Consider the following 26,905-nt stretch of genomic DNA (forward strand, 5'->3'; position numbering starts at 1 on the left):
ACAGGCTGGTGTTGGTGGTGCCGGGGTGTACGGCGGCAACCAGGCAGTGCGGCGCTTTGCGCTGCCATTCAAGACTAGGGCACCTCTGAATAATTCAGTGCCCGCTTCGGCTTACTGAAAAAATTCAGATCAAGGCGCCACGTTGAAGGCATAGCGGGTTACGTCAAAACGTGGCAACACCGAGCTGGACTTTTTCAGCAAGCCCCGAAGGGCGTGGGCTGCAAAGCGTTTTGACGGTGTTGTCGATTTTATAAAGGACTCGCCATTCACTGCAATCGACGCCTTGTCAAAAGCACTCTGCAGCACTCACGCGAAGCTGTGCAGAATTATTCAGAGGTGCCCTTAGTTTTTTATAAACATATTGAGCGCGGCTTTGCTCATGCGGTAGCTGTACCAGCCGCCCAGCTGGTTGTCGCTGATGCTGCCGACCATGGCCGATAACGATAACCAGCGCAGCTGGCTGTCACGTTTAATAAAGGGAGCCAGTGCCTGAGCGGTGTGAATATGGCTTATCACGTTGCTTTGCAGGCTGTGCTGCAGCCAGTCGGCGCTAAGTTCTTGCAGGGATTTTTCCGGGCCGCTTTGCTGGTTATGGAGTATGCCGTTGCAGACGATGACAGCATCGGGTGTGCCTTCACGGCGGATAAAGGCCTGCAGCTCGGCCACGCTGTGCGGTTCGCGGGTGTCGGTCTTGCAGTGGGCGCTGGCGGCGGAGTCTGGCCCGCGGCCACTGCTGATTACGCGCACGGCCTGGGTGGCCTGTCCTTGCTCCTGACCCTGACCCTGACCCTGACCCTGACCCTGACCCTGATTCTGGCTCTGGCAGTGCTCAATTAAGGCTTTGGCAATTTCGCTGCCGCTACCGGCAATCCACAATGTGCGCATGTTATGTCCTTTTTTATTTCTTTTTGCAGTTTAAAGCGGGCTGCCGCATTGCATTCAACCGGCAGCGACTCTACCTTATTGGAAACAGACACACAGAGTAAGGAACATCCGCATGATTAAGGTGATTATCGAGCGCAATATTGCCGAGGGTATGGAATCTACCTATGAGCAGATTATGAAAACCATGCTGCGCACGATGGTTGAAGCACCGGGCTATACCTCCGGTGTTAACTATATCGATATGAAAAACAGTGCCCACCGGGTGATTATCACCACCTGGCAGAGCGAACAGGCGTGGGATATGTGGAAGCATACCGAGCAGCGCGCGGCACTGCTGGCGGCGATTAAACCGATTCTGGTGGATGAAGAGAAAATTACCCTGCTGACGGTGTGATGAACGATCTGTTTTTGTTCTGACATGCCCGGCCTGACAGCCAGCAGTGACACAGAGAGCAACCAGCAATGCCCGCCCTGTTTTCAGGGCGGGCATTGCTGTTTTAGGCATTGTTGTTTTAAAAGCCGCACTCTGCGAAAGCGAGAATTTTTGAGGAATGAAGCGTGTGAGATAACGCGGCGAATGACCTTTGTGGCATAACACCTGTGGGAACGACTTTCAGTCATGATGTTAGTTATCACGGCAAAATGCCGTTCCCGCAAACAATAGGGTTTTAACCAGGTTCAATAGACGTCTTTACGGTAACGCCCCTGCTGTTGCAGGCGCTCGGTTGCGCGTTTGCCGAGCCATTGCTGCAGCAGCTGATCGATATCGCTGGCCATGCCATCACGACTGCCGCAGATATAAATCGCCGCGCCTTGTTTCAGCCATTGCAGCAGGCGTTTTTGTTCACCTTGCAACGCATGTTGCACATAGCCGCGGTGGCTTCGTCCACATAGCGCAGGCAGTTCTGCAGCGCCGGATGCGCGCGAGTAACAGCGGTCGAGCTCAGTAAGTACGCCACTCTGATACCAGTGGTCGAGCTCCTGCTGCCAGATGCGGTCATGTTCCGGACTACGTTCACCAAACAGCAACCAGCAAGAGGCTTGTGAGTTTTGCAGGCTGCGCTGTTTAAGGTGGGCACGCAGTCCGGCCAGGCCGGTGCCATTGCCGATCAGAATCAGTGGCACAGCCGTTGGCGGCGCATGAAAAGCAGGGTTACTGCGCACGCTGAACCGGCTTGTGCTGCCGGGCTGCCATTGCTGGCACAACCAGCCGGAGCCCAGTCCGGGTTCGCCGTTATCGTGGTGCTGTTCACGCACCAGCAGACGCAGATGATTCTCTTCCGGCAGGCTGGCAATGCTGTAATCGCGGTAGCGGCCGGCCAGCCATAAGCGGGCAATATCTCCGGCCTGCCAGTGGCTGTGATGCGGCTTGCTCAGATGCAGTTCATACAAAGCGGCCCCCGGACTGCCGGGGTTTAACCAACGCCGTTGTTCCAGCGTCAGTGCTTCTGTTGCGGTATGAACGTCTGCTACAGCGTCCGTCAGGGTAAATCCCTGCGCCGCCAGCTGCTGTTGCCACAGCTGCAACGTCTGGCGTTCCTGGCGATTCACGCAGAGCGGGTCAAACATGGGTTGCGCACCGGCCTGTTGCAGCTGTTTGTGCAGCTGCAGACCAAATGCGCAGAACTGCGGGTAGTCATCGTCGCCCAGCGCCAGAATGGCGTAGCGTACGTCCTGCACAACATGCTGCCCCTGCTGCTGACTGTGCTGCAGACGACGGAGAAATTGCTGGCCGTTGGCCGGCGCTTCACCATCGCCATAGGTGCTGGCAATGATCAGTAAGCGACGGCTGACGGCCAGTTGCTGCGGGCTCAATTGGTTGAGGGACAGCAGGGCCACCGCCTCGCCGCCCTGCTCTAACTGCTGGGCTAAATCCCCGGCCAGTGCGGCTGCCGTGCCGCCTTCGCTGGCGTAGGCAACAAGAATTTCAGGCAAATCAGGATGAGCAGCGCGGCGGTTATGCCAGAACTGCCGCAGGGAAGCGCGAAAACACCAGAGCGTGAGCAGGCACCAGCCAAGTATCAGCAGGCTGGCCTGCCCCCAGGGTTGCAGAGAGATCATGATCAGTCCGGCAAAACCTCAAGCACGGCCACATAGCTGCCGCTGCGTTCGGTGGCCGGTTTTTGCGCTTTATTGTCTTTGTATTCGGCTTCCAGAAAGTAACGTCCGGCGCCGTTCCAGCGCACGGTGATTTCACCTTTGCTGTTGGTTTTCAGGGTGATGGCTTCCTGCGCATTGCGGTAGCGGGTGCCTTCGCGGATCAGGGTAACATCGGCACCCTGTGCGGCTTCACCGTCGATCAGAAAACGGAAGCTGGCTTCTTCACCGGCAAACAGATCGTTCGGATGCGTGACGGCCACCAGCTCCAGTCCCTGCCCGCTGGCTGCCAGTGCGTTGCGGGATGGCGCTCCCAGGGTGACAAAGGTTTCCATACGGCGGGACGCCTGCGATACCACTAATTTTTCGGCGTTTTCCGGTACGGCTTTGGCAAAACCTTCGGCGCTGTATTGCTCACCACGGCCCGGATACATACGGCGCTGTCCGTCTTCTTCCCACAGGGCGCGCAGACCGGATGAGGCGATAAACAGGCGATAGGTGCCTTCCTGCTTTAATGCCAGATCAAACACGCTGCGGTATTTGCCGGTGTGCAGATTTTCAACCTGACCGGCGCTGCCGTCAGGGTTGAGCACCTGTACGTCGCTGAAACGGCCGGGGTTGTAGTTGGCGAGAAAAATATCGTTGGAAACCGCGGCATCAAAGCTGACCCAGCGGTTTTCGCCAGACAGTACGGTTTCCTGCGGTACGATCCAGGCGCGGTGTGCCTGTACGGCCACACTGCCCAGCACCAACGCGGCGACTAAGAATGGTTTGAATGGGGTTTTATTCAACATGTCGGTGTCCTGTTCAGGGTTTAATGCTTACAGCCACAGCACCCAGTTCGGTGCTGCCGCTGGCGGTGAAAGTAGCGGGTTGGGTCTGCGGCCAGCTGAACGGAATATCGACCACTTCGCGCCCGCCCACTTCGCGCGCGGCTTCTATCCGCAGGGTGTAATCACCTCCGGCCAGTTCATGCAGAGGCGCGCTGCCGAAGTGGAATTGCAGATGATGCTGACCCGACCCTTTGGTCGCGCCGGTAACGCCATCGACCGGCATCTGCAGTGTGCGGCCGCTGCGACGCCACCACTGGCGCATATCTTTCAGCCATTTTTCGCCTTCGTTGTTGCGCATTTCTGCGTCGTACCAAACGGCCAGATTGGTAACGGCTCTGGTGCTGTTGTTCTCAATCCAGATGGCAACATAAGGCTTGTGATATTCAGCGACGTTCTGGCGCGGAATTTCGACCGCGAGAGTCAGCTCAGCGGCGCTTGCCGACTGCACACTCACGCATTGTGTTGCGGCGAGCAATAATGCCGGCAGCAACGAACGCGGTATCGGGTTCTTCATATTCATTCCTTTAATGCACGCTCAAAATAATGATCAGCAGCGGGATAACCACGCCCAGTGCCACCAACGGCCAGGTGGATGGGCGCTGGCGGGCGTAACGCATCAGCAGCCATAAACCGCTGAGGGAAAAAACCAGACACAGCAGCGAAAAAATATCGATAAACCATGACCACAGCGGGCCGGTATTGCGGCCTTTATGCAGGTCGTTCAGGTACGAAATCCAGCCGCGTTCGGTGCGTTCGTAAAGCAGCACACCGCTGTCGGTTTCAATGCTCAGCCAGGCATCACCGCCGGGTCTGGGCATGCCCAGATACACTTCATTGCTCTGCCATTCGGCGTCAGTCGATGGCACGCTGATGTTATGTTCGTGCAGCAACCATTGGCGCAGCGCCAGCGGTAACGGCCCGGCGCTGCGCCCGGACAGGGTTTTTAACAAGGTGGCGGACAGCTCGGTTTCCAGCGTTACCGTCACCGGTTCTGCCTTGATGTCCGCCGCGTGATTTAACGTAATGCCGGTAAAGGCAAACAGAATCATGCCCACCAGACACAGAGCCGAGCTGATCCAGTGCCACTGGCGCAGACTGCCAAAAACGATGCCCGATACAGACAGGCGGGCAGATAAAGATCGGATCATCCGGATACATCACTCAGGGCTGAAACAGCGTTAAAACGGCAGCATCCGGAGGAAGGCTGCACTCAGGGTTGTTCTGCAAAGGGGTCTTCTGTTAGTGAAACTTCCTGATGCCAGCACGCGGCCCCGAACGGAGCCGTATGCTGACGCAGGCGGTCGCAGCATCAGAAGCGGTAGTTCACGCCCAGCCACAGGTTGCGGCGTTTGTCTTTGTTGTTGTAATCGTCGATGTAGGTGATTTCACCGTCGTCATCGTAATCACCGTCGGCGGCATCGCCCTCAACCCCATCCTGAAAACGGGTCTGGTAGCTGGTGAAGTCTTCGTCCAGCAGGTTGTTGATACGGCCGTTAACGCTCAGATTGGCGCTGATTTCGTACGACGCGCCGAGGTGCAACACGTTGTAGTTTTTGAAGTACAGCGCGTTGCCATCTTCATCCACATCGCGGAAGCGTGACGAGCGGGTTTCGCTGGTCAGGTAGACGTTGGCTTTGTCGTTAATATCCCAGCCCAGCGTCAGGTTCGACATGTGCTTGGCACTGTTGGTCAGCGGCTGGCCTTTTTCATTACCGGACAGCTGTTTGCTGTCGGTGTAGGTGTAGTTGGCACGCAGTGACAGCGCTTCGCTCATCTGCCAGCGGGCTGCAACTTCGGCCCCGCGCACCAGCGCTTCGTCGATGTTGATTTTCTGACTGTAGGTGGTGTAGTTCAGCGTTTCGTACTCACCCAGATTCACACACGGCTTGGCGCCGTTGGTGCTGGCACAGGTTGGTACCCGGTCGCCGCTGGCGATTTTGTCTTTGAACTTGTTATGGAAAGCGGTGATGTTGAAATTATGACCCCCTTCCATAGCTTCCCAGTAGAGTGCCAGTTCGCTGTTGACGCTTTTCTCCGGCTCCAGATCCGGGTTACCGGCAAACGGACTGGTACCCTGCCCACCAAAACCGGTGATGCCGTTGAACAGGTCAGTGGTTTTCGGGGTTTTATAACCGGTCGACACGCCACCTTTGACTGTCCAGCTCAGGTCGAGGTTGTAAACACCGTACAGACGCGGGCTGACATTGCTGCCGAACACATCGTGATTGTCGTAACGCAAGCCGGTGGTCAGGGTGAAATCATCCAGCATCGACCAGTTATCTTCTGCGAACAGCGAGTACATGGTGAAGTCGGAGGTTTCGCTGCCGGCGTCACCGCCTTCCAGACCAAAGACTCCGTCTTCCAGCTCAGCAACAATCACCTGACCGCCAACCACTACCTGGTGGTGACCATAAAAATCATTAACCGGCATATCGACTTTGGCATCCAGGGTGTACTGGCTGCTTTCCATGGTGCGTTTCGGACGCGGCAGGAAGGTGTTTTGCGCGATGGTTTTGCGCTCGTCTTCGCTCAGACCGGCATAAGCACCGGTGCCGTCGTACATCTGTTGCAGCAGTTCACGCTCAGCCACCGAGAAAGGCACAGTACGGCCTTTATTGGCGGTAGAAATATGCTGCAGCGACACCCAACTGCTGCCGAAGGACCATTCGCCCTCATGGGCAATGGCCCACTGGTCACGGGTGAATTCCTGATCTTTGGCATAACCGACCCGCGGCTGCACCTGACCACCGCGCACACGCCAGATGGTGTCGATGCTGTCGACGGTGCCCAGCGGGAAGCTGCCATCCGCCAGTGGTTTGTTGTCGTAGGTCTGTTTTGACTGATCAATATCCAGCGTCAGGGTCTGATTGGCGGCCGGTTTCCAGTTCACGCCAAAACCCAGATTGGTGTTGGTGTTATCGGTGGTTTTACCACCGGAACCAAAGCCCAGAGTGCGGGTGTGGCTGACACCAGCCGGGTCGGTTGCATCTTCATATTCAGGCTCTGACGCATCGCGCTGATAAAAACTGCCGCGCAGCTCAACACCCAGTACATCTTTGATCACCGGCCCCATCAGGCTGAAATCGGCGGTGGTGTCATTACCGTATTCGTCCTGCTCCTGGAATGAACGGCCGAGAGTGACAGAACCCGCCCATTCATCGGTGACTTTTTTGGTAATGATGTTAATCACACCACCCAGCGCATCGGCACCGTATAGGGTTGAAGCCGGGCCTCGGATAACTTCGATACGTTCAATCGCATCCAGTGGCGGAACATGGTTGAACTGATTACCACCGAAATTATTCGGGTAAATATCGCCATGGTTGTTCTGGCGGCGGCCATCGATCAGCAGCAGGGTGTAATCCGCTCCCATGCCACGGATACTGACCGAACCCTGGCCGGTTTTATCGCGGGTTTCACCGATATCCACACCTTCCAGCTCACGTACGGCATCCAACAGTGTCATGTACGGACGGGAGCGCAGATCTTCCTGAGTAATCACAGAAATACTGGCCGGCGCCTCAACAACTTTCTGCTCAAAACCGGCAGCCGATACCACCATTTTACCGAGGTCTACCGGATTTTTTTCTGCCTGTTCCGCTTGCGCAGAAAACGTAGCTAAGGCAATCGCGGCTGGCAAAACGGCCTGGCGCCAGTGAGTTGGTCTGATCATTGTGCTGTCCCCTGTTAAACACATGCTGGTCATAAATCCGGCTTATTTGACAAAGCCATCAAAAACGACCCGCATCCTAACAAGAACAAAACACATTTGCGAATAGTTTTTATTTAGATAGGGAATTAAATCTCATTTGTGTTGTCGCGCAAACTACCCCATCACAGAACGAACAAACGCAGCCACCGCTGCCGCCGCCTGCTGCATATGCTGCTCATGGCTATAGCCGGATTTTTTACGCGGTTTTAAGTCATGGTCGCCGTCTTCCAGCCATACCCACTGCAGTGAGTCATCCAGGGTATAGCCATCCACTTCGTCTTTATTGCCCAATGCGTCACGCGTGCCCTGCACAATCAGCAAGGGGTGCTGCAATTGCTGCAGATGATCTGTGCGCAGCGACTCAGGTTTACCGGGCGGATGAAACGGATACCCCAGACAGGCACAGCCGCGGATCAGGCTGGCAACCTCGTCCTGCTCACCGGCTTCCTGCATTAATAAAGAAGCAACCCTCCCGCCCATGGATTTACCGCCAATGACACAGGGACGCCCCAGCTGGCGGATTAATGCGCGGTAATCGTCCAGCAGCGCCGGCATACGCTGTGGCGGGCGGCGCTTACCATCAATGGCGCGCTGTTCCATATACGGAAAATCAAAGCGCACAACAAAGATTCCCTGCGCAGCAATCAACTCTGCCATCGCTTGCATAAATTCACTGTCACTGCCGGCACCCGCGCCGTGAGCGAAAATAAATAACGGATCGAGCGGATCACCGTTTTCTGTGTATTTTTTGTTCATTTAAATCCTGTTCAGAGTTGGCCTTCAGGGAAAATTGTCGCATGACTTGCAATTGTGTTTCCTGTCCCCAGTGCTTCTTGCGCTATATCAAGATTCACGGTTGCCACTTCCTTATGATTTGCTCAACCGTCATCAGAATAACGTACAGCTATTCTGTAACGGCAGAGAGTGTGGGCTGTTTGCTGGTGCTGATCATAACCATGATTGTGATACAGGTTCCCGGTTAGCCGTTCATAAGCTCCATAAAAGCAGGATAACCTGCTGTAAAATCTGGTGTTTTTCCGGTGTTTGATTGCAAATAGTGGCCTCAAACACCATAATTGCGCCGATTTTTTTAACCCTCAATCCTCGCTGTTAAATGGAATCTGATCATGAGCACAGCATTTGACCATCCCGAGTACAACTACAAGGTGGTAAGACAATTTGCCATCATGACCGTAGTTTGGGGCATTGTTGGCATGGCGGTCGGTGTACTTATCGCTGCCCAGCTGGCTTGGCCTGCACTGAACTTTGATACGCCTTGGCTGTCTTTCGGTCGTTTACGTCCGCTGCACACCAACGCGGTTATTTTTGCTTTCGGTGGTTCTGCACTGTTTGCAACGTCTTACTACATTGTGCAGCGCACCTGTCGCACCCGTCTGTTTTCAGACACGCTGGCAAGCTTCACGTTCTGGGGCTGGAATGCCGTGATCGTTGCAGCGGCTATTACTCTGCCAATGGGTCTGACCTCTACCAAAGAATACGCTGAGCTGGAATGGCCAATCGACATTCTGGTTACTCTGGTATGGGTTGCTTATGTTGTGAACTTCCTCGGCACACTGGCTATCCGTAAAGAAAGCCATATCTATGTTGCCAACTGGTTCTTCGCAGCCTTCATGATCATGATTGCGATCCTGTACGTGGGTAACAACCTGGCCGTACCGGTATCCCTGACCAAATCTTACTCCATCTGGGCCGGTACTATTGATGCCATGATCCAGTGGTGGTGGGGCCACAATGCGGTAGGTTTCTTCCTGACTGCGGGCTTCCTGGGGATTATGTACTACTTCGTGCCTAAGCAGGCTGGCCGTCCGGTTTACTCTTACCGTCTGTCCATCGTGCACTTCTGGGCGCTGATTTCTATCTACGTTTGGGCCGGTGGTCACCACCTGCACTACTCCGCTCTGCCTGACTGGGCCCAGACTGCCGGTATGGTTATGTCTCTGATCCTGCTGGCACCAAGCTGGGGCGGTATGATCAACGGTATGATGACGCTGTCCGGTGCATGGCACAAACTGCGTAACGACCCTATTCTGCGCTTCCTGGTTGTATCTCTGTCTTTCTACGGTATGTCTACCTTCGAAGGCCCGATGATGTCGATCAAGACCGTAAACGCGCTGTCTCACAACACTGACTGGACCATTGGTCACGTTCACTCCGGTGCTCTGGGCTGGGTTGCCATGGTATCTATCGGTGCCCTGTATCACCTGATTCCTATCATGTTCGGCCGCAAAGCCGGTGATATGCACTCCATCAAACTGATTAACGTTCACTTCTGGCTGTCCACTATTGGTACCGTACTGTACATCGCTGCGATGTGGGTAAACGGCATCATGCAGGGTCTGATGTGGCGTGCAGTTAACGCTGACGGCACCCTGACTTACAGCTTTGTTGAATCTGTAGAAGCCTCTCATGGCGGCTATGTGGTTCGTGTACTGGGTGGTGCGCTGTTCCTGACCGGTATGCTGATCATGGCTTACAACGTGTTCATGACTGTACGCGCGGCCAAGAAAGAAGCTGGCAACGCAGTTGCAGCACAGGCTTAAGGAGTACTGAAACATGATTAAGCACGACAATATTGAGAAAAGCCTGCCGCTGATGGTGGTGATGATCGTCATCGCCCTGAGCTGGGGCGGTATGGTGGAGATCGTTCCACTGTTCTGGCACAACGACACCAACCAGCCGGTAGAAGGCCTGAAGCCTTACACCGCAATGCAGCTGGAAGGCCGTGATATCTACATCCGCGAAGGCTGTCACGTGTGTCACACCCAGATGGTTCGTCCGTTCCGCGCCGAAACTGAGCGTTACGGTCCGTACTCCACCGCTGGTGAATCCGTGTACGAGCATCCGTTCCTGTGGGGCTCCAAGCGTACCGGTCCTGACCTGGCGCGTGTAGGTGGCCGTTACTCTGATGAGTGGCACCGCGCACACATGTACAACCCACGTGATGTTGTGCCTGAGTCGATCATGCCATCTTATCCATGGTTGTTTGAAGACAAGATCGATGGCCGCCTGACTCCGAAGAAAATGGAAGCCCTGCGTATGGTCGGCGTACCGTACACCGATGCTGACATTGAAGGTGCTAAAGAGGCCGTTGACGGCAAACGTGAAATCGAAGCTCTGGTTGCTTATCTGCAGCACCTGGGCACTGTAGTCACTAAACGGTAAATCCCATGGATATTAACGACGTGCGTGGTTTGGGCACCATATTCGCCCTGATAGCTTTTGCCGGTATTTTCTGGTGGGCCTATGGCTCCAGCCGCAGGAAGCGTTTTGACGATGATGCCCAGATACCATTTCTTGATAACGAAGAAATGCCATCGCACGACGATAAAGATCGGAGTAAATAAATATGTTAAGCACTTTCTGGCAAGTGTGGATTGCAGTCATCGTACTGGGATCCATGATTGGTTGCGGCGTACTGATCATGTACACCAGCCGCGGCCAGCGTAAAGAAGAGACTGACCAGACAACTGGTCATGATTACGACGGTATTCAGGAACTGGACAACCCGCTGCCACGCTGGTGGGTATTTATGTTCTGGGCAACCATCGTGTTTGGTTTTGGCTACCTCGGCGTATATGGTCTGGGTAACTTCGACGGCCTACTGACGGTTGAAGTGGACGGCGAACAGGTTACCTGGACGTCTGCCAACCAGTGGAAAGCCGAAGTACAGAAGTTCGATGCTGACATCGCGCCACTGTATGCCAAGTACACCGCCACTCCTGTTGAGGAACTGGTTAAGGATGCAGACGCTCTGCAAACCGGCCAGCGCCTGTTCAAGAGCAACTGTTCTGTATGCCACGGCTCTACCGCCAAAGGCGCTCAGGGCTTCCCTAACCTGACCGATAACGATTGGCTGTATGGTGGCGCTCCTGAGAACATCAAGCACACCCTGACTTACGGTCGTCAGGGCGCGATGCCAGCCTGGGGTGGTGTTCTGGGTGAAGAAGGCACCGCTGACATGGTTAGCTATGTTCGCAGCCTGTCTGGCCTGAAGCACGATGCTGAAGCGGCTGAACGCGCTGCACCTAAGTACCAGCAGCTGTGTATGGCTTGTCACGGTGCAGACGGTAAAGGCAGCCAGCTGGTTGGTGCTCCGAACCTGACCGACGACATCTGGCTCTACGGTGGTTCTTCCAAGCAGATTGAGTTCACTCTGAAGCATGGTCGTAACGGTAAAATGCCTGCTCACCTGGAAATTCTGGGTAGCAACGCTGAAGCCAAGATCCACCTGCTGACCACTTACGTTTACTCGCTGTCTCACCAGCAGTAAGCGCAGCAAGACCCCGGACAGGCAACTGCATCCGGGGTTGAGCTAAGGCAATAAAAACAGAAAAAAGCGGCTTAAAGCCGCTTTTTTCGTTATAGCGACAGGCAACAGGCTATATAATTGCCGCGTTATATAGAGCGCTGTGAAGCCCTGCTCCGTCTCTGGTTTTATCAGGCGCCATCATGCACATCCAACCAAGGTGATTTGCCGTTATGAGTAATATTCCGGTCAAAGATGTCACACCAAAAACCCAAAGCATGTATGAAAAACGTAAGAAAATTTACGTTCGTGAAATTGAGGGTTTTTTCCAGAAATTACGTACATGGTCGCTGTGGGCGTTAATGCTCGGCTATTTCGGCAGTGCCTGGCTTAACTGGGAAGGCCGACAGGCCATTCTGTTTGATCTGCCGGCGCGCCAGTTTCATATTTTTGGCATTACCTTCTGGCCACAGGATTTTATGCTGTTGTCGTGGCTGTTAATTATCTGCGCCTTCGGTCTGTTCACCATTACTAACCTTGCCGGTCGTATCTGGTGTGGTTACACCTGCCCGCAGTCGGCCTGGTCATTTATTTTTATGTGGATTGAAGAACGTACCGAAGGTACCCGCAACGCCCGCATAAAACTCGATAAAGAACCGATGAGCGCGAGCAAATTCCGCAAAAAAGCACTGAAGCATACATTGTGGATGATCATCGCTATCTGGACCGGCATTACCTTCGTCGGTTATTTCACCCCGATCCGCGAACTGGTGCCTGATTTCTTAACACTGAATGTCGGTGGCTGGGGGCTGTTCTGGATTGCATTCTTTACCGCGGCCACTTACATCAATGCCGGCTGGATGCGTGAACAGGTTTGTATCTACATGTGCCCTTACGCGCGTTTTCAGTCGGTTATGTACGATCCGGATACGCTGGCCGTTTCCTACGACGTGAACCGCGGCGAGCCGCGCGGCAAACGCAGCAAAAAAGCCAAAGAAGAAAGCGATACCACTCAGCTTGGTGATTGTGTTGACTGCTCACTGTGCGTACAGGTGTGTCCGACCGGCATCGACATCCGCGATGGCCTGCAATACCAGTGTATTGGCTGTGCTCTGTGTATCGACGCCTGTGACTCCATTATGGAAAAACTGGATAAGCCGAAAGGTCTGATCCGCTACACCACCGAAAATGAGCTGGAAGGTAAGAAAACTCATTTCTTCCGTCCGCGTCTGGTCGGTTATGCCGCAGTACTGCTGATTATGATGGGCGCTTTCGTGTACGCCATCGGCACCCGTACGCCGTTTAAACTGGATATCGAACGCGACCGCAGCGCGCTGTACCAGATGACTGCCAACGACACCGTCACCAACGCTTACACGCTGAAGCTGATTAACATGTCGCAGACACCGAAGACCTACACTCTGAGTCTGAATGGCCTGGAAGGTATGAAAATGGATGCTCCGACCACACAGTACCTGCGTGTTAACGAGCTGAAGGAAGTGATTCTGACCATCGAAATTGATCCGGAAGAAGTGCATATGCCGGCCAGTAAGGTGGATATCGAATTCGTGATTACCGACAGCGAAACCGGCGAGGAAGTCGCACGCGAAGAAAGCCGTTTTATTGCTCCACGCAGCTGATTAATCCCGGCGGCAGCCCTGTCATCAGCAGTTGCTGCCGGTATCTGCAGAAAAATAAAACGCGCCGGCCGGTTCCATGATCAGTGTCAGCGAATTTGACAAAACCAGGCTGGAGACTGACCGTCCAAGTGGTTACACTTGGGCGGTTTTTTTATCCCGCCCCGCAGTCGATTGAGAAGTCTATGAACACCGAATCCAAAGAACACGCTCCCTGGTACAAAGAACCTATGGTGTGGCTGGTTGCGGGTATTCCGCTGTTAGCTGTCTGCTGGGGTTTTGTGATGCTGACCCTGGCACTGGAATCGAAAGATTCCCTGGTCAGTGACAGCTATTACAAAGATGGCGTGAGCTACACCGAAAACGTTGAAGCCGATGCCCACGCTGCCCGCCTGCAGATCAAAGCCGATCTGACGTTCAGCGAAAATGAAATCCACCTGACCCTGAAAGGCTATCTGGATGAAGAGCCTGCCACCCTGCAACTGCAGCTGATTCACCCGACCCTGCAGGATCGTGATCTGACCGTACTGCTGCAGCGCCTGGGCGATGGTCACTACGCCGGTGTTAACGAACTGGTACTGCCTGAACGCCGTCATATCTGGTTACTCAGCCATGAGCAACAGTGGCGCATCCGCGGTACCGAACTGATTGAAGCTGACAAGGTTATTAACTTACACGCCAAATGAACGCCACTTCAGCCCAGGAGCGCTGCTTTCACTGCGGTGAAACGACCACCGAAGGTGAGCGCTGGTCAACCCTTATTGATGGCCAACGGCAGCCGATGTGCTGCCCGGGCTGCAAAGCCATTGCCGAAACCATTGTCGCCAGTGGCCTGAAAGATTATTACCGCCACCGCACCGAATTACCGGAGCTGTCACCGGCTGAGCTGGAAGACAGCGATCTGTCGGCGCGCGAATCCCTCACTCTGTACGACAGCGAAGCCCTGCAACGGCGTTTCGTGGCCCGCCTGAGCGGAGCCCAGCAAGGGGAAGCGGAAGCCACCTTTATTATCGACGGCATCAGTTGCGCCGCCTGTGCCTGGCTGATCGAGCACCGCATCGGCCAGCTGCCGGGGGTAAAAAACGCCGTACTGAACCTGTCCAACCACCGTTTGGTGGTGCGCTGGCAGTACGACCAGATTGCCGTATCCAGCATTGCCGAAGCGATTTACCGTCTGGGCTATAAAGCCTCTCCATTCTCGGCCACCGAACAGGAAGAGCAGCGCCACCGCGAAGGCAAAGTGGCGATCCGTCGTCTGGCGGTTGCCGGTATCGGCACCATGCAGGTGATGATGCTCGCGGTGCCCCTGTATGTGGGCATGGCTGAGCAATACGAATTCTTTATGCGCCTGGCATCCATGGTCATGACCCTGCCGGTGGTGCTGTTCAGTGCGCGGCCGTTCTTTACCGCCGCCCTGCGCGACCTGAAAACCCGCCATCTGACGATGGACGTGCCGGTCTCGCTGGCGATTATCCTCGCCTTCTGCTCAAGTATCTGGAGCACCTTCAATCAGGGCATTGAGGTCTATTTCGACTCAGTCTGTATGTTCACCTTCTTCCTGCTGCTTGGCCGCTTTCTGGAGATGCGCGCCCGCCACCGCATGGGCAAAGCCGGTAATAACCTGCTGACGTTGCTGCCCAACATTGCTTTGCGGGTCGGTGACGACGGTGTTGAGCAGATTATAGCCAGTGAAGATATCCGTATCGGTGATGTGCTGCGCCTGAAACCCGGCCATGCCATTCCCGCCGATGGTGTTGTCATTGAAGGCCGCAGCTCGGTTGACGAAGCGGCACTGACCGGCGAATACCTGCCGATCAGCAAAAAAGCCGGTGACCGGCTGATCGGCGGCACCTTTAACGTTGAAAGTCCGCTGCTGATGAAGGTTACCGCGACCGGCGCTGAAGCGCAGTTATCGACCATCATGCGCCTGATGGACCGCGCCCAGCAGGAGAAGCCACGCGCGGCGCTGCTGGCCGACAAAATTGCCAGCCATTTCGTGGCCGCGGTGCTGATTGTCTCCAGCTCGGTATTTACGTTCTGGTGGCTGCAGGGCGATGAGCACGCCTTCTTTATTGCCCTCAGCGTACTGGTTGTCACCTGCCCCTGTGCGCTGTCACTGGCTACGCCGACCGCACTGACGGCCGCCACGGCAGCCCTGCGCGAACGCGGCCTGCTGATCAGCAAAGGCCATGTGCTTGAGGTGTTGCCACAGGTTAACCGCGTGGTGTTCGATAAAACCGGCACCCTGACCCAGGGCAAACTGACGCTGGAACAGGTTGAAACCCTGGCTGATCTGGATGAAACCCAGGTGCTGGCGCTGATCGCCGGTCTGGAGAAACACTCGACCCACCCTATTGCCCGCGCTTTCCGTGCCATAAAAGCAGCTGCCGTAGAGAACACCGAACAAACCGCCGGTCAGGGAATCTGCGGCCAGTGGAACGGTCTGACCCTGCGTTTTGGCCGCGCGGACTACGCCTGGCCCGCAGCAGACTTAGCGCTTCCCGACCCGGCTGCAGCCGGTCAGTGGCTGTTGCTCGCCAGCGATCAGCAACCGCTGGCCTGGGTACGCCTGAACGACAGTCTGCGCCGTAACGCCGCGGCCATCATCAGCGGTCTGCAGCAGCGTGGCATTGCCGTTTCCCTGCTGACCGGCGACCCCGGCGCATCAGGCCAGACCGTTGCCAATGCGCTCGGCATCACAGATCTGCAGACCGGCGTCTCACCGGAACAGAAACTGGCCGCAGTGCGCGCCTGGCAGCAGGCCGGTGAGCGGGTCATGATGGTGGGTGACGGTATTAACGATGTGCCGGTGCTGGCCGGTGCTGATATTGCTCTGGCGGTTAATGAAGCCACCGATCTGGCCAAGACCAACGCCGACGCCATGCTCACCAATGGCCGCCTGGAAACCCTGCTGACGGCGTTGGACGGCGCGGTGAAAACCCGCCGTATTATTGCGCAGAACATCAGCTGGTCTTTGCTGTACAATCTCATCGCTCTGCCGGTGGCAGCCGCAGGCTTTGTTCCGCCCTGGGCCGCGGCCATTGGTATGTCTTTCAGTTCGCTGCTGGTCGTCACCAATGCCCTGCGCCTGAACCGCCTGCCAGCTCCCCAATCTTCTGAGGTGTGATCGATGGATATCATTTACGTGCTGGTGCCACTGTCGCTGCTGCTGATCGGCATTGCCGTGCTGATCTTTTTCTGGGCGGTGAAGAGCGGCCAGTTTGAAGATATGGAATCCCCCGCCCACCGTATTCTGTTTGATGACGATGAGCCGCTCAGTCGCCACCATGACGACAGCGATCAGACTCCGTCTGACAAGCCATGATTGAACCGCTGTCGCTGCTGACCGCCTTCCTGCTGGGCCTGTTTGGCTCCAGCCACTGCCTGGTGATGTGCGGCGGTATCGCCGCCGCTATGGGTAGCCAGGCCGGGACGCAGCGTGTCCGTGTCACCCTGCTGTTTAACGGCGGCCGGATTCTGAGTTACAGCATTGCCGGTCTGCTTGTTGCCAGCGCGGGCCTGTGGTTACAGAGCCAGCATCAGTGGCTGATGCTGGCGCTGCGCAGCCTGGCCGCGCTGATGCTGATTCTGATGGGTCTGTATATCGCCCGCTGGTCACTGCTGCTGACCCGTATTGAACAGCTGGGACAGGGCATCTGGAAATACCTGCAACCTCTGACCCGCCGCTTTATGCAATCCCCGCGTGCGCTCGACCGTTTCTGGCTGGGCATGCTCTGGGGGTGGTTGCCCTGCGGCCTGATTTACAGCACGTTAAGCTGGGTGGCAGCCAATGGCCAGCCGTTACTGGGGGCCGCCGCGATGTTCGCCTTTGGTCTGGGTACCCTGCCGGCGTTGTTTGCCAGCACACTGGCGGCCAGCGTACTGACCCCTTTATTAAGCAACCAGCACGTGCGTCAGCTTGCCGGTACACTGCTGATCGTCTTCGGACTGTGGACTGCACTATCGGTCTGGTTGCTTTCTTGACAGATCGCACGCTAATGCCGAACATAGCCGCAACTGCTGCACTTGTTACATACTCCGTATATGGAGTTTCACTCAGGAATCAGTCATGAAAACGACACATGCTGCGCCTGCTCCACTGCGGGGCACTCAACCACACTGTCAGACCTGCTCACTGAATGCGCTTTGTCTGCCATTGTCTCTGAACGATTCCGATATGGAGCGCCTCGACGATATCATCCGTCGCGGCCGTCCGATTCAGAAAGGCCAGCTGTTATTCCAGCAGGGCGAGCCTTTCCAGTCTGTATTTGCCGTGCGTACCGGCGCGCTGAAAACCTACACTCTGGCCAGTAATGGCGAAGAACAGATTACCGGTTTCCACCTGGCCTCTGAGCTGGTCGGCCTGGCCGGCTACGATAACGGCAACTACCCGTTAACCGCCAAAGCACTGGAAACCACCACCGTCTGTGAAATTCCGCTGCAGCAACTCGACAGTCTGGCCGATGATCTGCCGGATCTGCGTAAGCAGCTGATGCGCACGATGGGCACCGAAATCCGTCATGATCAGAACATGATGCTGCTGCTCAGCAAGAAGAACGCCGAAGAGCGCGTAGCTTCCTTCCTGATTGATATTTCCCAGCGCTATTCACGTCGTGGTTTCTCGGCCAGTCATTTCCGTCTGCCGATGTCGCGGGTCGATATCAGTAACTATCTGGGCCTGGCGGTTGAAACCATCAGCCGCGTGTTTACCCGCTTCCAGAAAAACGGGCTGATCGAAACCCAGGGCAAAGAAGTGATCCTGCAGGACGCCGATATGCTGTATGAACTGGCGGGCCTGAATACCGAAAAAGAGTGTGCTGCTCACCCGCAAGAGTAAGTGCCGGAGCAGGCACAGCAAAAAAGCTAAAAAACCGGCCTCTGGCCGGTTTTTTTATGCCCGCCTGCTGACCCGACGCCCTCTGGTACGGGAAATGCTTTCACCAGAATAAAGGCTGAACCGTTGTGGTTTTTCTGGCGCCGGTTTCCAAACGCTCTATTGGCAATTGGTATAAAACCGCAGCAGATAAAATAATCTGATCTAAGATTGCAGAAACAACGTCATTCAGCCGATATGACGTATATGGAGGTGACTATGGGCATCTGCGCAAACGAACTGACCCGCTGGGTCATCCAGCCAACCCTGCAACGCATCGGCGTAACCAATCCGATGGCTTCTGCCCTGCTGCTGGCAACTGCGGCTCAGGAATCGGCTCTTGGCTCGCACCTCAAAGCCGCCGGTCAACGGGCGCTGGGCATTTACCGCATTCACAGTCTGACCCACCGACATGTATGGGACGCTTATCTGGCGCAACAGCCGGAACTGGCCAGCACCGTGCGCGGCCTGGCCAGCCAGCATGATTTTCTCAGTCATCCTCACGCTGAGCTGACCACTAATCTGTCTTATGCCACCGCTATTGCCTGGTTTATCTACGCCCGCAATGAGGATTTTGTTCTTCCTGCGGATGCCACCCCAGAGCAGCTCGCACGTTTATGGAAGCGTTTTTACCATCCGCGCAGCGGCGTCAGCATTGAAGAGTTCTGCGCCAGTTTCGGCGCCGCCACCGCCCTGCTCGACCGTGCAGCCTGAGCAGGCTCACGGTCCTGAAAACGCCTGAATACCTCTCCTTTTTAACTGCCTGACCTGTGCAGGCGGTTCCTTCACCCGGTGCATTCTGCTATAAAGCGGGCGCAATTATTCAGGGTGTTTTTATGATCGAATCCGCTGCCGAGCGCAAAGAGCAACTCGAGTTCAACAAACTGCAGAAGCGCCTGCGCCGTAATGTCGGCAAGGCCATCGAAGACTACCGCATGATCGAAGACGGCGATAAGGTCATGGTTTGCCTGTCCGGCGGTAAAGATTCGTACACCATGCTCGACATTCTGTTAAGCCTGCAGAAAAGCGCACCGATTCACTTTGATATCGTGGCGGTGAATATGGATCAGAAGCAGCCCGGATTTCCTGAACATGTGTTGCCGGAATACCTGAGCAAACTGGGCATTGAGTATCACATCGTTGAGAAAGATACCTACAGCGTGGTGAAAGAGATCATTCCGGAAGGTAAAACCACCTGCAGTCTGTGCTCACGCCTGCGTCGCGGCACCCTGTACGGCTTTGCCGAAAGCATCGGTGCGAACAAAATTGCCCTTGGTCATCACCGCGACGACATTATCGAAACCCTGTTCCTCAATATGTTCCATGGCGGCAAACTCAAGGCTATGCCACCGAAACTGCTGAGCGATGATAAGAAACACGTGCTGATCCGCCCGCTGGCTTATTGCAAAGAAAAAGACATCGAGAAATTTTCCCAGGCACGGGGCTTCCCGATCATTCCGTGCAACCTCTGTGGCTCACAGGAAAACCTGCAGCGTCAGAACATCAAGATGATGCTGGAGCAGTGGGACAGAGAACAGCCGGGACGCAGTGAGAATATCTTTGCCGCTATCTGTAATGTGGCGCCGTCACAATTGGGTGATACGCAGTTGTTTGATTTTGTCACCCTGCAGGATAAGCAGGACAAAGGTCATCTGTTTACCCGTCTGGATGTGGTTCAGATCGACTGATCTGACTGCTCTTTTTGGCTGGCAAAAGAAAAGGCGGTCATAAACCGCCTTGCAACATGCTGGTGACCAGCAGCTGATAATCCCCCGGCCCTTTCACAATAAACTCCATCTTATAACGCCGGTCGGTAATGATGGACTCCGCCAGCGCTGTCAGGTGACAGGCCGCACTGCTGAGTTCCGGCTGCGGCATTTGCAGACGGACCTGATACTGCTCTTCCAGCTCTTTTACCCGTACCGTTGAAATGGCCTGGGTTTCACTGCCGGCAATGCCTTTGCGGATCCATTGCAGATAAATACCGTGCGGGCCTTTGAAATTAGTACGGACAACGCGGATATAACCCTCACCGGCTTCCGATTTCCATGGGCAGACCCGCTGCACCTGATCAATCCAGACCGGCATTTTATAAACGCCGGCAAAGGGCCAGGTTTCACCTTCGGCGTCTGGCTGGTTATTGATCTCTGCGTCGGCGGCCAGAGCTGTATACGTCAGACAAACCGACAGCAAAGCCGTCATCATGCGTGCTGATCTCATAATGATCCTCCTGCCATTAAGCCTAGCAGAGGTCTGCGCCAGCGCTTGTTGTGGTCATTTGCCTGTCAGGCCGAAAATACCGCCTGATTACTGCCGCCGGCATCCCATGCAGGACGCTGATAACACACGCTAAGGATGTAAAAGGTTTCCTCTCCTTTCGGCAGGCGCACGGTCACTTCATCATCGACCCGCTTACCCAGTAAGCCTCGTGCCAGCGGCGCATCAACGCTGATATAGCCGCGCTTGAGGTCAATTTCATCCTCGCCCACCAGACGGTAGCGATGGATTTCACCGTCATCGTCTTCAAGCTCCAGCCAGGCACCGAAAAAAACTTTCTGCGGATCGGCCGGCAGCCGGTCAACCACCGTCAGAATCTCCAGACGCTTCAGCAGGAAACGGACGCGACTGTCGATCTGGCGTAATCGGCGTTTACCGTAGATGTATTCGGCATTTTCAGAGCGGTCACCGAGCTTGGCAGCATCAGAGACCTCCTGCGTCACTTTCGGACGCTCAGTGCGCCACAGGTAATCGTATTCCCGGCGTAAGGCCTGCTCCCCCTCAGGGGTTATCAGATGGCTGCGTTTCGGCAGCGGCTTTTTTTCCTGTTCACTCATACCTTGGCCCGTATAAAAATTTCATATATCCGCAACAGAGTCGTGGCAGGCTGCAATAACGGCGCTGCGGCAGCACAGAGACAGCTGCCTGACGAACCGGTTAATTCCGGCATAAAAAACCGGGTGATGGCACAGCATGATCAGACGCAGCGTTAAAATGGTGACCGGTGTTCTGCTGTTGCTGCTGGGCATTATTATTACGCCAATGCCGATTCCCCTTGGCATTATCCTGATCATCCTTGGTCTGTCTATGCTGGTATCGACGATCCCCAGGGTGCGCACATTTCTGCAGTTTCTGCGCCGGCGCTACCGCGTGTTTTCGCACAAACTGAACAGCATCAAACACCGCCTGCCTGCATTCGCCCGCCAGCTGATTGAAGATACCGATCCTGACCAGCCCTGAGCAGCCCACTATAAAGCCCCCAATAAAGCCCTCTGTGCTAGCATAAGAGCATGAACTCAGATGCCCTCTCTCCTCTGGCGGCCAGTGACAGCGCCACCGATGACTTCGCTCCTCTGCTCGAACTGCTGAACCTGTATCTGGCCGACGGCCAGAGCCACACTGAATACGATGTGCTGTGCTGGCTGCAGGCGCCCGAACAGGGAGTCTTCCGCGCCGATGCCCTGCGCGATTCACTCACCATGTTTCGCAGCCATTTTATTCTGATGCATTGCCTCTACCGCCTGCAGCAGCAATGGGCTGCTGAACAAACTGCCCTGCTGGACATCAGCGCACTCAGAATTTGCCGCTCACCCTGGCCAGATAACGCCCACAACCGTGGACTGACAGAACATAGTCCGCTGGCACAGTATTACCTCGACCTCAGCCAGCTGAATACCGCTCAGGAAGAGGTGGATGATCTGCTGCGCAGCTTCTGGCAGAAGATGCTGCAGCCGGAACAGGAGGATCAGGACATTGCTGAACTGGAACTCAGTAAGCCCGTGACAGGGGCAGAGATTCGATTACAATATCGTCGCCTGGCGATGCAACACCATCCCGACCGCGGCGGTGATGAAAACCGCTTCCGCACCATTCAGGCTGCCTTTCAACGACTCAAGCACCGGTATTCATGATTAAATTTTCTTTTCCGCTCATTCTCTTCACGCTGCTTTTCTCTGCCTCGGTACGCGCTCAGCTGGTGATACTGCAATATCACCATGTGTCGACCGACACTCCCGCGTCGACCAGTATCAGTCCGGAAGGTTTTGCCAGCCATCTGCAGTTGCTGGAGCAGGAAAATATGCATGTGATTGATCTTGGCCAGGCGCTGGCCAAGATTCGCGCAGGTGAGTCCTTACCGGAAAAATCCGTCGCCATTACTTTCGATGATGCCTACCGCTCGGTGTATGAAAACGCTTATCCATTGCTGAAACAGCGTCAGTGGCCGTTTACCGTATTTGTAAATACCAATGCCGTAGATGAACAGCATGGCGTAGTGATGGACTGGCAGCAGCTGAAAGAACTGCAGGATAACGGCGCTCTGATTGCCAACCACAGTGCGGATCATCCTTATCTGATTGAGCGCCCGGATGGCATGACACTGGATGCCTGGCTGACACAGGAAGTGGCCAAGCCGGAAGCGCGTCTGCAAAAAGAGCTGGGCACCAGTCATAAACTGCTGGCCTACCCTTATGGCGAATTTGATCTGGAGATTATCGATTGGCTGGCAGCGAACGGTTACCTTGCTTTTGGTCAGCAATCCGGACCGGTAGGCCCCATGTCTCATCCGCAGGCTCTGCCGCGCTTCCCGGCCTCCGGTATTTATGCCAACGTCAAAACTCTGAAAACCAAGCTGTATACCCTTGCCCTGCCGGTGCCGCCAACCCAGCTGATCGAACCCGTGCTGGCCGCAGAGAATCCGCCAACCCTGGCCATTCATTTCCCAGAAGTGGATTTGCGTCCGCGCCAGATCCAGTGTTTTGCCAGCGGTGAAGGCGCAATCAGCACACAAACCGAAGCAACCAATGGCATGGTCAATCTGGTTGCCCGTGCAGAAAAAGCGATCCGCGGTGGCCGCAGCCGTTACAACTGTACCGCCCCCAGCGTACGTCATCCGGGCTGGTATTACTGGTATTCGCAGTTATGGATTAACAGCGCAGTGAAATCGCGCTGACAGGCCCTAGAGCAAACGGCGCGACAACTGATTTAACAGTTGCTCGCGTTGCTTCCAGTCCGGCAGACACTGAGTCATCAGCGCTTTAAAGCCCGCGCCATGATCAAAGTGGCGCAGATGACACAACTCATGCACCACCACCAACTCCATCAGCTCCGTTGGCAGCTGCATTAACGCCAGACTCAGATTGATATAACCGCGCTGCGACAGACTGCCCCAGCGGGTACGCATCTTTTTAATGCGCAGCTGCGGGCGGCGCACATCAAACTGGCTGAAGAACGGCCACCAGCGTTCGATCATCTGCGGATATTCATGCCGTGCCTGCCCGCGCAGCCAGTTATCCAGTGCCTGCTGCGTCTGCGCCGGCGTCCAGCCCTCGGGTACCCAGACCGCCTGTTCGGCGACCATAAACTCATCCAGCGCACTGCTTTTAAACGGTAATTCGCGCCCGCGGATCAGGACACTTTGCCGGGCTTCCTGCTGTCGTGCCAGCACCTCGCTGCGACGCTTCAGCAGCCAGTCATGATTGGCATTCACAAACGCCAGCACCTCCGCCTTCGGATAACCCAGCGGGATGCGCAGATCTACCTCACCCTCGGCATTCACCAGCATACGCATGCTCTTACGCCGCATCGCTGAGAGATGTACAGCGACCTGCTCGCCGCCAACAGTCAGCCAGAATTGTTGTTTGTAAGATTTCCGCACGGTCTCAAGCCTGTTAGGATTAGCGCCAAATTCAGGAGTAGCGTATGTCCGACCTCAATAGTATCCCATCCCTTAATGAAGACGAACTGGAAACCCTGGGCGTACTGCTCGAAGACGAAGCCGAACGCCAGGACAGTTTCGATTTTTTCGCCGTACACGGCCTGATTACCGCGTTAATCGCAGGCCCGGTAGAGTTCAGTGTTCAACAGGTGTGGGACTGCGCCTTTGATGAACAGCTGGGTTTCAGCAAAGCGGAGAAAGAACAGGTAAATGCCCTGTTCCTGAAGCTCGCTAAAGAGATTCAGGCATGGCTCGACTCCGGCCAGGATTTCCCGGTTCCGGCCGACCTGACACTGGTTGACGAAGAAGAAGAGCCACCACTGGAAAGCTGGGCCATGGGCTTTATGACCGGTGTCCTGCTGCAGGAAGAACAGTGGTACGCGCGCGATGAAGAAACCGTTGCCCAGCACCTGTTCCCGATCATGTATGCCTCGGGTCTGTTTATGGACGAGCCGGAAATGGAAGACATCGACGACGACATCGACCTGTCGAATCAGATGTGCAGCAATATTCCTGCGGCCGTTGTTGAGCTGTATCTGCTGCTGCACGCCGAGAATTAATCCGGCGCTCAAGAGCAGGTATAAAAAAGCCCGGATTTAACCGGGCTTTTTTTATGTGTCTGAATAACCAGGGCATCAGGCACCGGCTTTACGCACCCAGACTTCCACCCGGCGGTTTTTATTACGTCCTTCCATACCATTAACGGAAGCAACCGGCAGGTTTTCACCGTAACCAACGGAATTTTTCGGATAAATACCGTAACGTACCAGCTCACGACGTACGGCCATTGCGCGCAATTTGGACAATAATTGCGACCGTTTTTCGGTTTTCTTTTTATCACCAAAACCAATCAGCACAACTTCAGCCGAACCGTTAGCGTGCAGAAAATCAGCCAGACGCTCCAGATCCTTCAGGGCTTTGTTATCCAGCTTGGCACTGCCTTCCTGAAAGCGGAAGTTAATGGTCAGACGCTTGGCATCGGAAGTCAGCTGACGGAAATCTTCAGGCAATTCATCGTAAAACTCCGGAATAACGGCTTTTAATTCCTGTGAAATAAAGCCGGTATCGGCAACGATTTTCTGGCCTGCATCCTGTAACGCGAAATCAATAAATTCTTTTACATACTCATTAGCAGGTTCGTCGTCGGTGTACATAAAGAGACGACGTGCCAGAGCATAGTCTTCAGTTGCTACCGTCAGTTTATTCGGCAGTAACGACTTAGCGCTGCCATCGGATACCGACAAAAGGCGTGCTGAGCGCACGGAAGACAGCCCGACAAAACCAATACCGGCGGCATCTGCTGCAACCCGATCGGATAATTCTGCGTTGGATTCAAAGCGTTCGGCACCGGCGAGTAACGTACGGTCGCCTAATACCATGCCGCTGAAGCTGTCCCAGGTGCCGGACTTGTCATCACGGGCATACACATGAATCGGGCCGGGTTTACCACCGACCTCTGACCAGTCGCTGTAACCGCCGGAAAATATTTCCGCAATTTCTTCAACGCTCAGATCGCTGACCGGATTATCGGGATGAACAATAATTGCCAGGCCGTCAATACCAATAATATGCTCGCTGCCCGGGCTGCGCATATTCGCCAGCGGCTGCAGCAGGTTGAATTCTTTATCTTTAATCGGGCGGGATGCCGCAGCAATATCGGCACGGCCTGCTGCCAGGCCTTTAAAACCGGTACCGGAGCCGTGTGCTGCAATTTTTACCGTTACACGGGTACGGGTCGCCGGGTAAAAACCGCTGACGTCGACCTCATTTTCAATGCCTGAGTTTTGCACCTCAATATTTTCAGCGCCCTTTTCCTGCAACCAGGCTTTTACCAGATTAGGGGCAAGTTCGGCACCGATGGTGTTCGACCCCTGTACAGAGAAAAGGTTAATTTCACCATCAACAGGTAACCCTGTAAAAGGAGCAACCTGCCCGGCATTAACCGCTGCAGCAAAAATAAAAGTCAGTACTGAAAGAGAGAAATTGCGCCAGAAATTCATAGGAGTTACTTCTGAGTTTAAATTTGGGCGCGATTGTATGACGCTTTTATGACAATGCGATGACAAATAGCAGGAGTTGCAGAACAGCCACCAGCAACATCCAACAAAAACGGTTACTGCCCGGTAGCAATATCGTGAATATGGGACGGCCGGGAGCTGAGATAAGGCTCTTTAGCCACCATTTTGCGCATATTTTTCAAGGTGTAGTATGGTGAATCCACCACCATACTGTTCGCCAGCCAGGCAGGAATTCCGCCCGCAGGATCGGCGTGAACCTGATAGATCACGGTCACCCAGCCATCGTCCTCAGGGCGGAACTCCCAGAATCCTTTCATATCCTTGATGCGTACCAGATCATCACTGGCAGGAAATACGTCGTTACGCACCTGCATATCAATATGTACCGTTCCGCTCACTTCATCCTGACTAAGGACACTGTAAACAACGCTATCACGGTCTTTTACTGGCCACGGAGCTTCAGTAACCATGTAAAACAAGCGTTCATGCTCAGAAATCTGCTCAATGACTTCAAGGGCACGGCAGTGGTGAATCCACTCTGGGCCGGATTTATTATCTTCGATCAATGCGACCAGTGCCGACAAGGTAGTCTGTAAACGCATTTCCCCCCGGAACTCACGCAGGTCAGACTGCTCAGCTTCACGGGTGAACACACGGATCTGACGCTTATCGTCTTCTTTGGCTAACTCCCAGCCGGCCAGGCAAACCTGCGCCATCATCAGAGACATCATCACCAGCAAACGAACGGCCAAACACATAAACAAGATCCTGCTATTTATCATTACAGGCGGAGCATGCCTGCAGTTTTATGGTCCCAGTAGGTGTACTTCAGCCAAAATAGCGGCCTGGTGTCGGCAGAAATGCTGCAAA

Annotated in this window: 28 protein-coding genes and 1 pseudogene; 17 read left to right on the top strand and 12 right to left on the bottom strand. The window is 54.8% G+C overall.

Annotation, left to right across the window (positions count from 1 at the left end; all coding sequences use genetic code 11):
- Positions 1–348 precede the first annotated feature (348 nt).
- A pseudogene (locus tag HUF19_RS18465) lies at positions 349–444 on the bottom strand (SDR family NAD(P)-dependent oxidoreductase); the annotation flags it as partial.
- 553 nt (positions 445–997) lie between these two features.
- Between HUF19_RS18465 and HUF19_RS09930 the strand changes: the two are divergent.
- Entirely contained in the window at positions 998–1,279 is a 282-nt protein-coding gene (locus HUF19_RS09930; protein ID WP_145468287.1) for an antibiotic biosynthesis monooxygenase family protein, read from the top strand.
- 284 nt (positions 1,280–1,563) lie between these two features.
- Here the strand turns inward: HUF19_RS09930 and HUF19_RS09935 are convergent, their stop codons facing one another.
- The 6 genes from HUF19_RS09935 to HUF19_RS09960 form a co-directional block, all read right to left on the bottom strand.
- Complete coding sequence (locus HUF19_RS09935) at positions 1,564–2,946, bottom strand: sulfite reductase subunit alpha (protein WP_260996507.1); 1,383 nt, start codon at positions 2,944–2,946, stop codon at positions 1,564–1,566.
- A 2-nt stretch (positions 2,947–2,948) separates the two neighbouring features.
- The gene (locus HUF19_RS09940) at positions 2,949–3,776 is read right to left on the bottom strand and encodes a DUF4198 domain-containing protein (protein ID WP_260996508.1); all 828 of its coding nucleotides are present in this window, start codon (positions 3,774–3,776) and stop codon (positions 2,949–2,951) included.
- 13 nt (positions 3,777–3,789) lie between these two features.
- Complete coding sequence (locus HUF19_RS09945; RefSeq protein ID WP_260996509.1) at positions 3,790–4,329, bottom strand: DUF2271 domain-containing protein; 540 nt, start codon at positions 4,327–4,329, stop codon at positions 3,790–3,792.
- A gap of 10 nt (positions 4,330–4,339) precedes the next feature.
- Complete coding sequence (locus tag HUF19_RS09950) at positions 4,340–4,963, bottom strand: PepSY-associated TM helix domain-containing protein (RefSeq protein WP_260996510.1); 624 nt, start codon at positions 4,961–4,963, stop codon at positions 4,340–4,342.
- A 161-nt stretch (positions 4,964–5,124) separates the two neighbouring features.
- Positions 5,125–7,488: a TonB-dependent receptor domain-containing protein gene (locus HUF19_RS09955; protein WP_260996511.1), complete on the bottom strand. Its 2,364-nt coding sequence runs from the start codon at positions 7,486–7,488 to the stop codon at positions 5,125–5,127.
- A 153-nt stretch (positions 7,489–7,641) separates the two neighbouring features.
- On the bottom strand, positions 7,642–8,283 hold the full coding sequence (locus HUF19_RS09960; protein WP_260996512.1) for an alpha/beta fold hydrolase: 642 nt from the start codon (positions 8,281–8,283) through the stop codon (positions 7,642–7,644).
- A 371-nt stretch (positions 8,284–8,654) separates the two neighbouring features.
- Here HUF19_RS09960 and ccoN point away from each other — a divergent pair, with 371 nt between their 5' ends.
- From ccoN to ttcA, 12 genes are all read left to right on the top strand, one after another.
- Positions 8,655–10,088, top strand: a complete 1,434-nt coding sequence (gene ccoN, locus HUF19_RS09965; protein WP_260996513.1) for a cytochrome-c oxidase, cbb3-type subunit I — start codon at positions 8,655–8,657, stop codon at positions 10,086–10,088.
- A 16-nt stretch (positions 10,089–10,104) separates the two neighbouring features.
- On the top strand, positions 10,105–10,710 hold the full coding sequence (gene ccoO / locus HUF19_RS09970; protein WP_260999487.1) for a cytochrome-c oxidase, cbb3-type subunit II: 606 nt from the start codon (positions 10,105–10,107) through the stop codon (positions 10,708–10,710).
- A 5-nt stretch (positions 10,711–10,715) separates the two neighbouring features.
- Positions 10,716–10,892 (top strand): cbb3-type cytochrome oxidase subunit 3, encoded by a 177-nt coding sequence (locus HUF19_RS09975; protein WP_260996514.1) that lies wholly within the window; start codon positions 10,716–10,718, stop codon positions 10,890–10,892.
- A 2-nt stretch (positions 10,893–10,894) separates the two neighbouring features.
- Complete coding sequence (gene ccoP / locus HUF19_RS09980; protein WP_260996515.1) at positions 10,895–11,818, top strand: cytochrome-c oxidase, cbb3-type subunit III; 924 nt, start codon at positions 10,895–10,897, stop codon at positions 11,816–11,818.
- 209 nt (positions 11,819–12,027) lie between these two features.
- Positions 12,028–13,434, top strand: a complete 1,407-nt coding sequence (ccoG, locus tag HUF19_RS09985) for a cytochrome c oxidase accessory protein CcoG (protein ID WP_260996516.1) — start codon at positions 12,028–12,030, stop codon at positions 13,432–13,434.
- A gap of 182 nt (positions 13,435–13,616) precedes the next feature.
- Entirely contained in the window at positions 13,617–14,117 is a 501-nt protein-coding gene (locus HUF19_RS09990; RefSeq protein WP_260996517.1) for a FixH family protein, read from the top strand.
- Entirely contained in the window at positions 14,114–16,558 is a 2,445-nt protein-coding gene (locus HUF19_RS09995) for a heavy metal translocating P-type ATPase (RefSeq protein WP_260996518.1), read from the top strand. The genes HUF19_RS09990 and HUF19_RS09995 overlap by 4 nt, the downstream gene beginning before the upstream one ends.
- A gap of 3 nt (positions 16,559–16,561) precedes the next feature.
- The gene (ccoS, locus tag HUF19_RS10000) at positions 16,562–16,756 is read left to right on the top strand and encodes a cbb3-type cytochrome oxidase assembly protein CcoS (RefSeq protein WP_260996519.1); all 195 of its coding nucleotides are present in this window, start codon (positions 16,562–16,564) and stop codon (positions 16,754–16,756) included.
- Entirely contained in the window at positions 16,753–17,415 is a 663-nt protein-coding gene (locus tag HUF19_RS10005) for a sulfite exporter TauE/SafE family protein (protein ID WP_260996520.1), read from the top strand. The genes ccoS and HUF19_RS10005 overlap by 4 nt, the downstream gene beginning before the upstream one ends.
- A gap of 85 nt (positions 17,416–17,500) precedes the next feature.
- A complete protein-coding gene (gene fnr, locus HUF19_RS10010; RefSeq protein WP_260996521.1) occupies positions 17,501–18,268 on the top strand; it encodes a fumarate/nitrate reduction transcriptional regulator Fnr in 768 nt (255 codons plus the stop codon).
- Between the two features lie 255 nt (positions 18,269–18,523).
- Positions 18,524–19,018 (top strand): hypothetical protein, encoded by a 495-nt coding sequence (locus tag HUF19_RS10015; RefSeq protein WP_260996522.1) that lies wholly within the window; start codon positions 18,524–18,526, stop codon positions 19,016–19,018.
- Between the two features lie 122 nt (positions 19,019–19,140).
- Positions 19,141–19,992 (top strand): tRNA 2-thiocytidine(32) synthetase TtcA, encoded by an 852-nt coding sequence (gene ttcA / locus HUF19_RS10020; protein WP_260996523.1) that lies wholly within the window; start codon positions 19,141–19,143, stop codon positions 19,990–19,992.
- A gap of 37 nt (positions 19,993–20,029) precedes the next feature.
- On the opposite strand, the gene HUF19_RS10025 is transcribed toward ttcA, so the two are convergent.
- Positions 20,030–20,524 (bottom strand): hypothetical protein, encoded by a 495-nt coding sequence (locus HUF19_RS10025; RefSeq protein WP_260996524.1) that lies wholly within the window; start codon positions 20,522–20,524, stop codon positions 20,030–20,032.
- A 65-nt stretch (positions 20,525–20,589) separates the two neighbouring features.
- Positions 20,590–21,138: a transcription elongation factor GreB gene (gene greB / locus HUF19_RS10030; RefSeq protein ID WP_260996525.1), complete on the bottom strand. Its 549-nt coding sequence runs from the start codon at positions 21,136–21,138 to the stop codon at positions 20,590–20,592.
- Positions 21,139–21,274: 136 nt separating this feature from the next.
- Between greB and HUF19_RS10035 the strand changes: the two genes are divergently transcribed.
- Genes HUF19_RS10035 through HUF19_RS10045 form a run of 3 tightly spaced genes read left to right on the top strand, consistent with a single transcriptional unit; the run spans position 21,275 to position 23,252 of the window.
- Complete coding sequence (locus tag HUF19_RS10035; RefSeq protein WP_260996526.1) at positions 21,275–21,541, top strand: PGPGW domain-containing protein; 267 nt, start codon at positions 21,275–21,277, stop codon at positions 21,539–21,541.
- Between the two features lie 50 nt (positions 21,542–21,591).
- A complete protein-coding gene (locus HUF19_RS10040) occupies positions 21,592–22,212 on the top strand; it encodes a DNA-J related domain-containing protein (protein ID WP_260996527.1) in 621 nt (206 codons plus the stop codon).
- On the top strand, positions 22,209–23,252 hold the full coding sequence (locus HUF19_RS10045; protein ID WP_260996528.1) for a polysaccharide deacetylase family protein: 1,044 nt from the start codon (positions 22,209–22,211) through the stop codon (positions 23,250–23,252). The genes HUF19_RS10040 and HUF19_RS10045 overlap by 4 nt, the downstream gene beginning before the upstream one ends.
- Before the next feature lie 6 nt (positions 23,253–23,258).
- On the opposite strand, the gene HUF19_RS10050 is transcribed toward HUF19_RS10045, so the two are convergent.
- Entirely contained in the window at positions 23,259–23,957 is a 699-nt protein-coding gene (locus tag HUF19_RS10050) for a M48 family metallopeptidase (RefSeq protein WP_260996529.1), read from the bottom strand.
- Between the two features lie 44 nt (positions 23,958–24,001).
- On the opposite strand from HUF19_RS10050, the gene HUF19_RS10055 reads away from it, so the two are divergent.
- Complete coding sequence (locus HUF19_RS10055; protein WP_260996530.1) at positions 24,002–24,577, top strand: YecA/YgfB family protein; 576 nt, start codon at positions 24,002–24,004, stop codon at positions 24,575–24,577.
- Positions 24,578–24,652: 75 nt separating this feature from the next.
- Here the strand turns inward: HUF19_RS10055 and HUF19_RS10060 are convergent, their stop codons facing one another.
- Positions 24,653–26,017, bottom strand: a complete 1,365-nt coding sequence (locus HUF19_RS10060; RefSeq protein WP_260996531.1) for a substrate-binding domain-containing protein — start codon at positions 26,015–26,017, stop codon at positions 24,653–24,655.
- A 113-nt stretch (positions 26,018–26,130) separates the two neighbouring features.
- Positions 26,131–26,793, bottom strand: a complete 663-nt coding sequence (locus HUF19_RS10065; protein ID WP_260996532.1) for an START domain-containing protein — start codon at positions 26,791–26,793, stop codon at positions 26,131–26,133.
- Positions 26,794–26,905 lie beyond the last annotated feature (112 nt).

Origin of the sequence: Thalassolituus hydrocarboniclasticus (assembly GCF_025345565.1) — a bacterium.
Classification (GTDB): Bacteria; Pseudomonadota; Gammaproteobacteria; order Pseudomonadales; family Oceanobacteraceae; genus Venatoribacter; species Venatoribacter hydrocarboniclasticus.

Coding starts and splice junctions, on each gene's coding strand:
- HUF19_RS09930 (WP_145468287.1), top strand. CDS start 998: ATGATTAAGGTGATTATCGAGCGCAATATTGCCGAGGGTATGGAATCT.
- HUF19_RS09935 (WP_260996507.1), bottom strand. CDS start 2,946: ATGATCTCTCTGCAACCCTGGGGGCAGGCCAGCCTGCTGATACTTGGC.
- HUF19_RS09940 (WP_260996508.1), bottom strand. CDS start 3,776: ATGTTGAATAAAACCCCATTCAAACCATTCTTAGTCGCCGCGTTGGTG.
- HUF19_RS09945 (WP_260996509.1), bottom strand. CDS start 4,329: ATGAAGAACCCGATACCGCGTTCGTTGCTGCCGGCATTATTGCTCGCC.
- HUF19_RS09950 (WP_260996510.1), bottom strand. CDS start 4,963: ATGATCCGATCTTTATCTGCCCGCCTGTCTGTATCGGGCATCGTTTTT.
- HUF19_RS09955 (WP_260996511.1), bottom strand. CDS start 7,488: ATGATCAGACCAACTCACTGGCGCCAGGCCGTTTTGCCAGCCGCGATT.
- HUF19_RS09960 (WP_260996512.1), bottom strand. CDS start 8,283: ATGAACAAAAAATACACAGAAAACGGTGATCCGCTCGATCCGTTATTT.
- ccoN (WP_260996513.1), top strand. CDS start 8,655: ATGAGCACAGCATTTGACCATCCCGAGTACAACTACAAGGTGGTAAGA.
- HUF19_RS09975 (WP_260996514.1), top strand. CDS start 10,716: ATGGATATTAACGACGTGCGTGGTTTGGGCACCATATTCGCCCTGATA.
- ccoP (WP_260996515.1), top strand. CDS start 10,895: ATGTTAAGCACTTTCTGGCAAGTGTGGATTGCAGTCATCGTACTGGGA.
- ccoG (WP_260996516.1), top strand. CDS start 12,028: ATGAGTAATATTCCGGTCAAAGATGTCACACCAAAAACCCAAAGCATG.
- HUF19_RS09990 (WP_260996517.1), top strand. CDS start 13,617: ATGAACACCGAATCCAAAGAACACGCTCCCTGGTACAAAGAACCTATG.
- HUF19_RS09995 (WP_260996518.1), top strand. CDS start 14,114: ATGAACGCCACTTCAGCCCAGGAGCGCTGCTTTCACTGCGGTGAAACG.
- ccoS (WP_260996519.1), top strand. CDS start 16,562: ATGGATATCATTTACGTGCTGGTGCCACTGTCGCTGCTGCTGATCGGC.
- HUF19_RS10005 (WP_260996520.1), top strand. CDS start 16,753: ATGATTGAACCGCTGTCGCTGCTGACCGCCTTCCTGCTGGGCCTGTTT.
- fnr (WP_260996521.1), top strand. CDS start 17,501: ATGAAAACGACACATGCTGCGCCTGCTCCACTGCGGGGCACTCAACCA.
- HUF19_RS10015 (WP_260996522.1), top strand. CDS start 18,524: ATGGGCATCTGCGCAAACGAACTGACCCGCTGGGTCATCCAGCCAACC.
- ttcA (WP_260996523.1), top strand. CDS start 19,141: ATGATCGAATCCGCTGCCGAGCGCAAAGAGCAACTCGAGTTCAACAAA.
- HUF19_RS10025 (WP_260996524.1), bottom strand. CDS start 20,524: ATGAGATCAGCACGCATGATGACGGCTTTGCTGTCGGTTTGTCTGACG.
- greB (WP_260996525.1), bottom strand. CDS start 21,138: ATGAGTGAACAGGAAAAAAAGCCGCTGCCGAAACGCAGCCATCTGATA.
- HUF19_RS10035 (WP_260996526.1), top strand. CDS start 21,275: ATGATCAGACGCAGCGTTAAAATGGTGACCGGTGTTCTGCTGTTGCTG.
- HUF19_RS10040 (WP_260996527.1), top strand. CDS start 21,592: ATGAACTCAGATGCCCTCTCTCCTCTGGCGGCCAGTGACAGCGCCACC.
- HUF19_RS10045 (WP_260996528.1), top strand. CDS start 22,209: ATGATTAAATTTTCTTTTCCGCTCATTCTCTTCACGCTGCTTTTCTCT.
- HUF19_RS10055 (WP_260996530.1), top strand. CDS start 24,002: ATGTCCGACCTCAATAGTATCCCATCCCTTAATGAAGACGAACTGGAA.
- HUF19_RS10060 (WP_260996531.1), bottom strand. CDS start 26,017: ATGAATTTCTGGCGCAATTTCTCTCTTTCAGTACTGACTTTTATTTTT.
- HUF19_RS10065 (WP_260996532.1), bottom strand. CDS start 26,793: ATGTGTTTGGCCGTTCGTTTGCTGGTGATGATGTCTCTGATGATGGCG.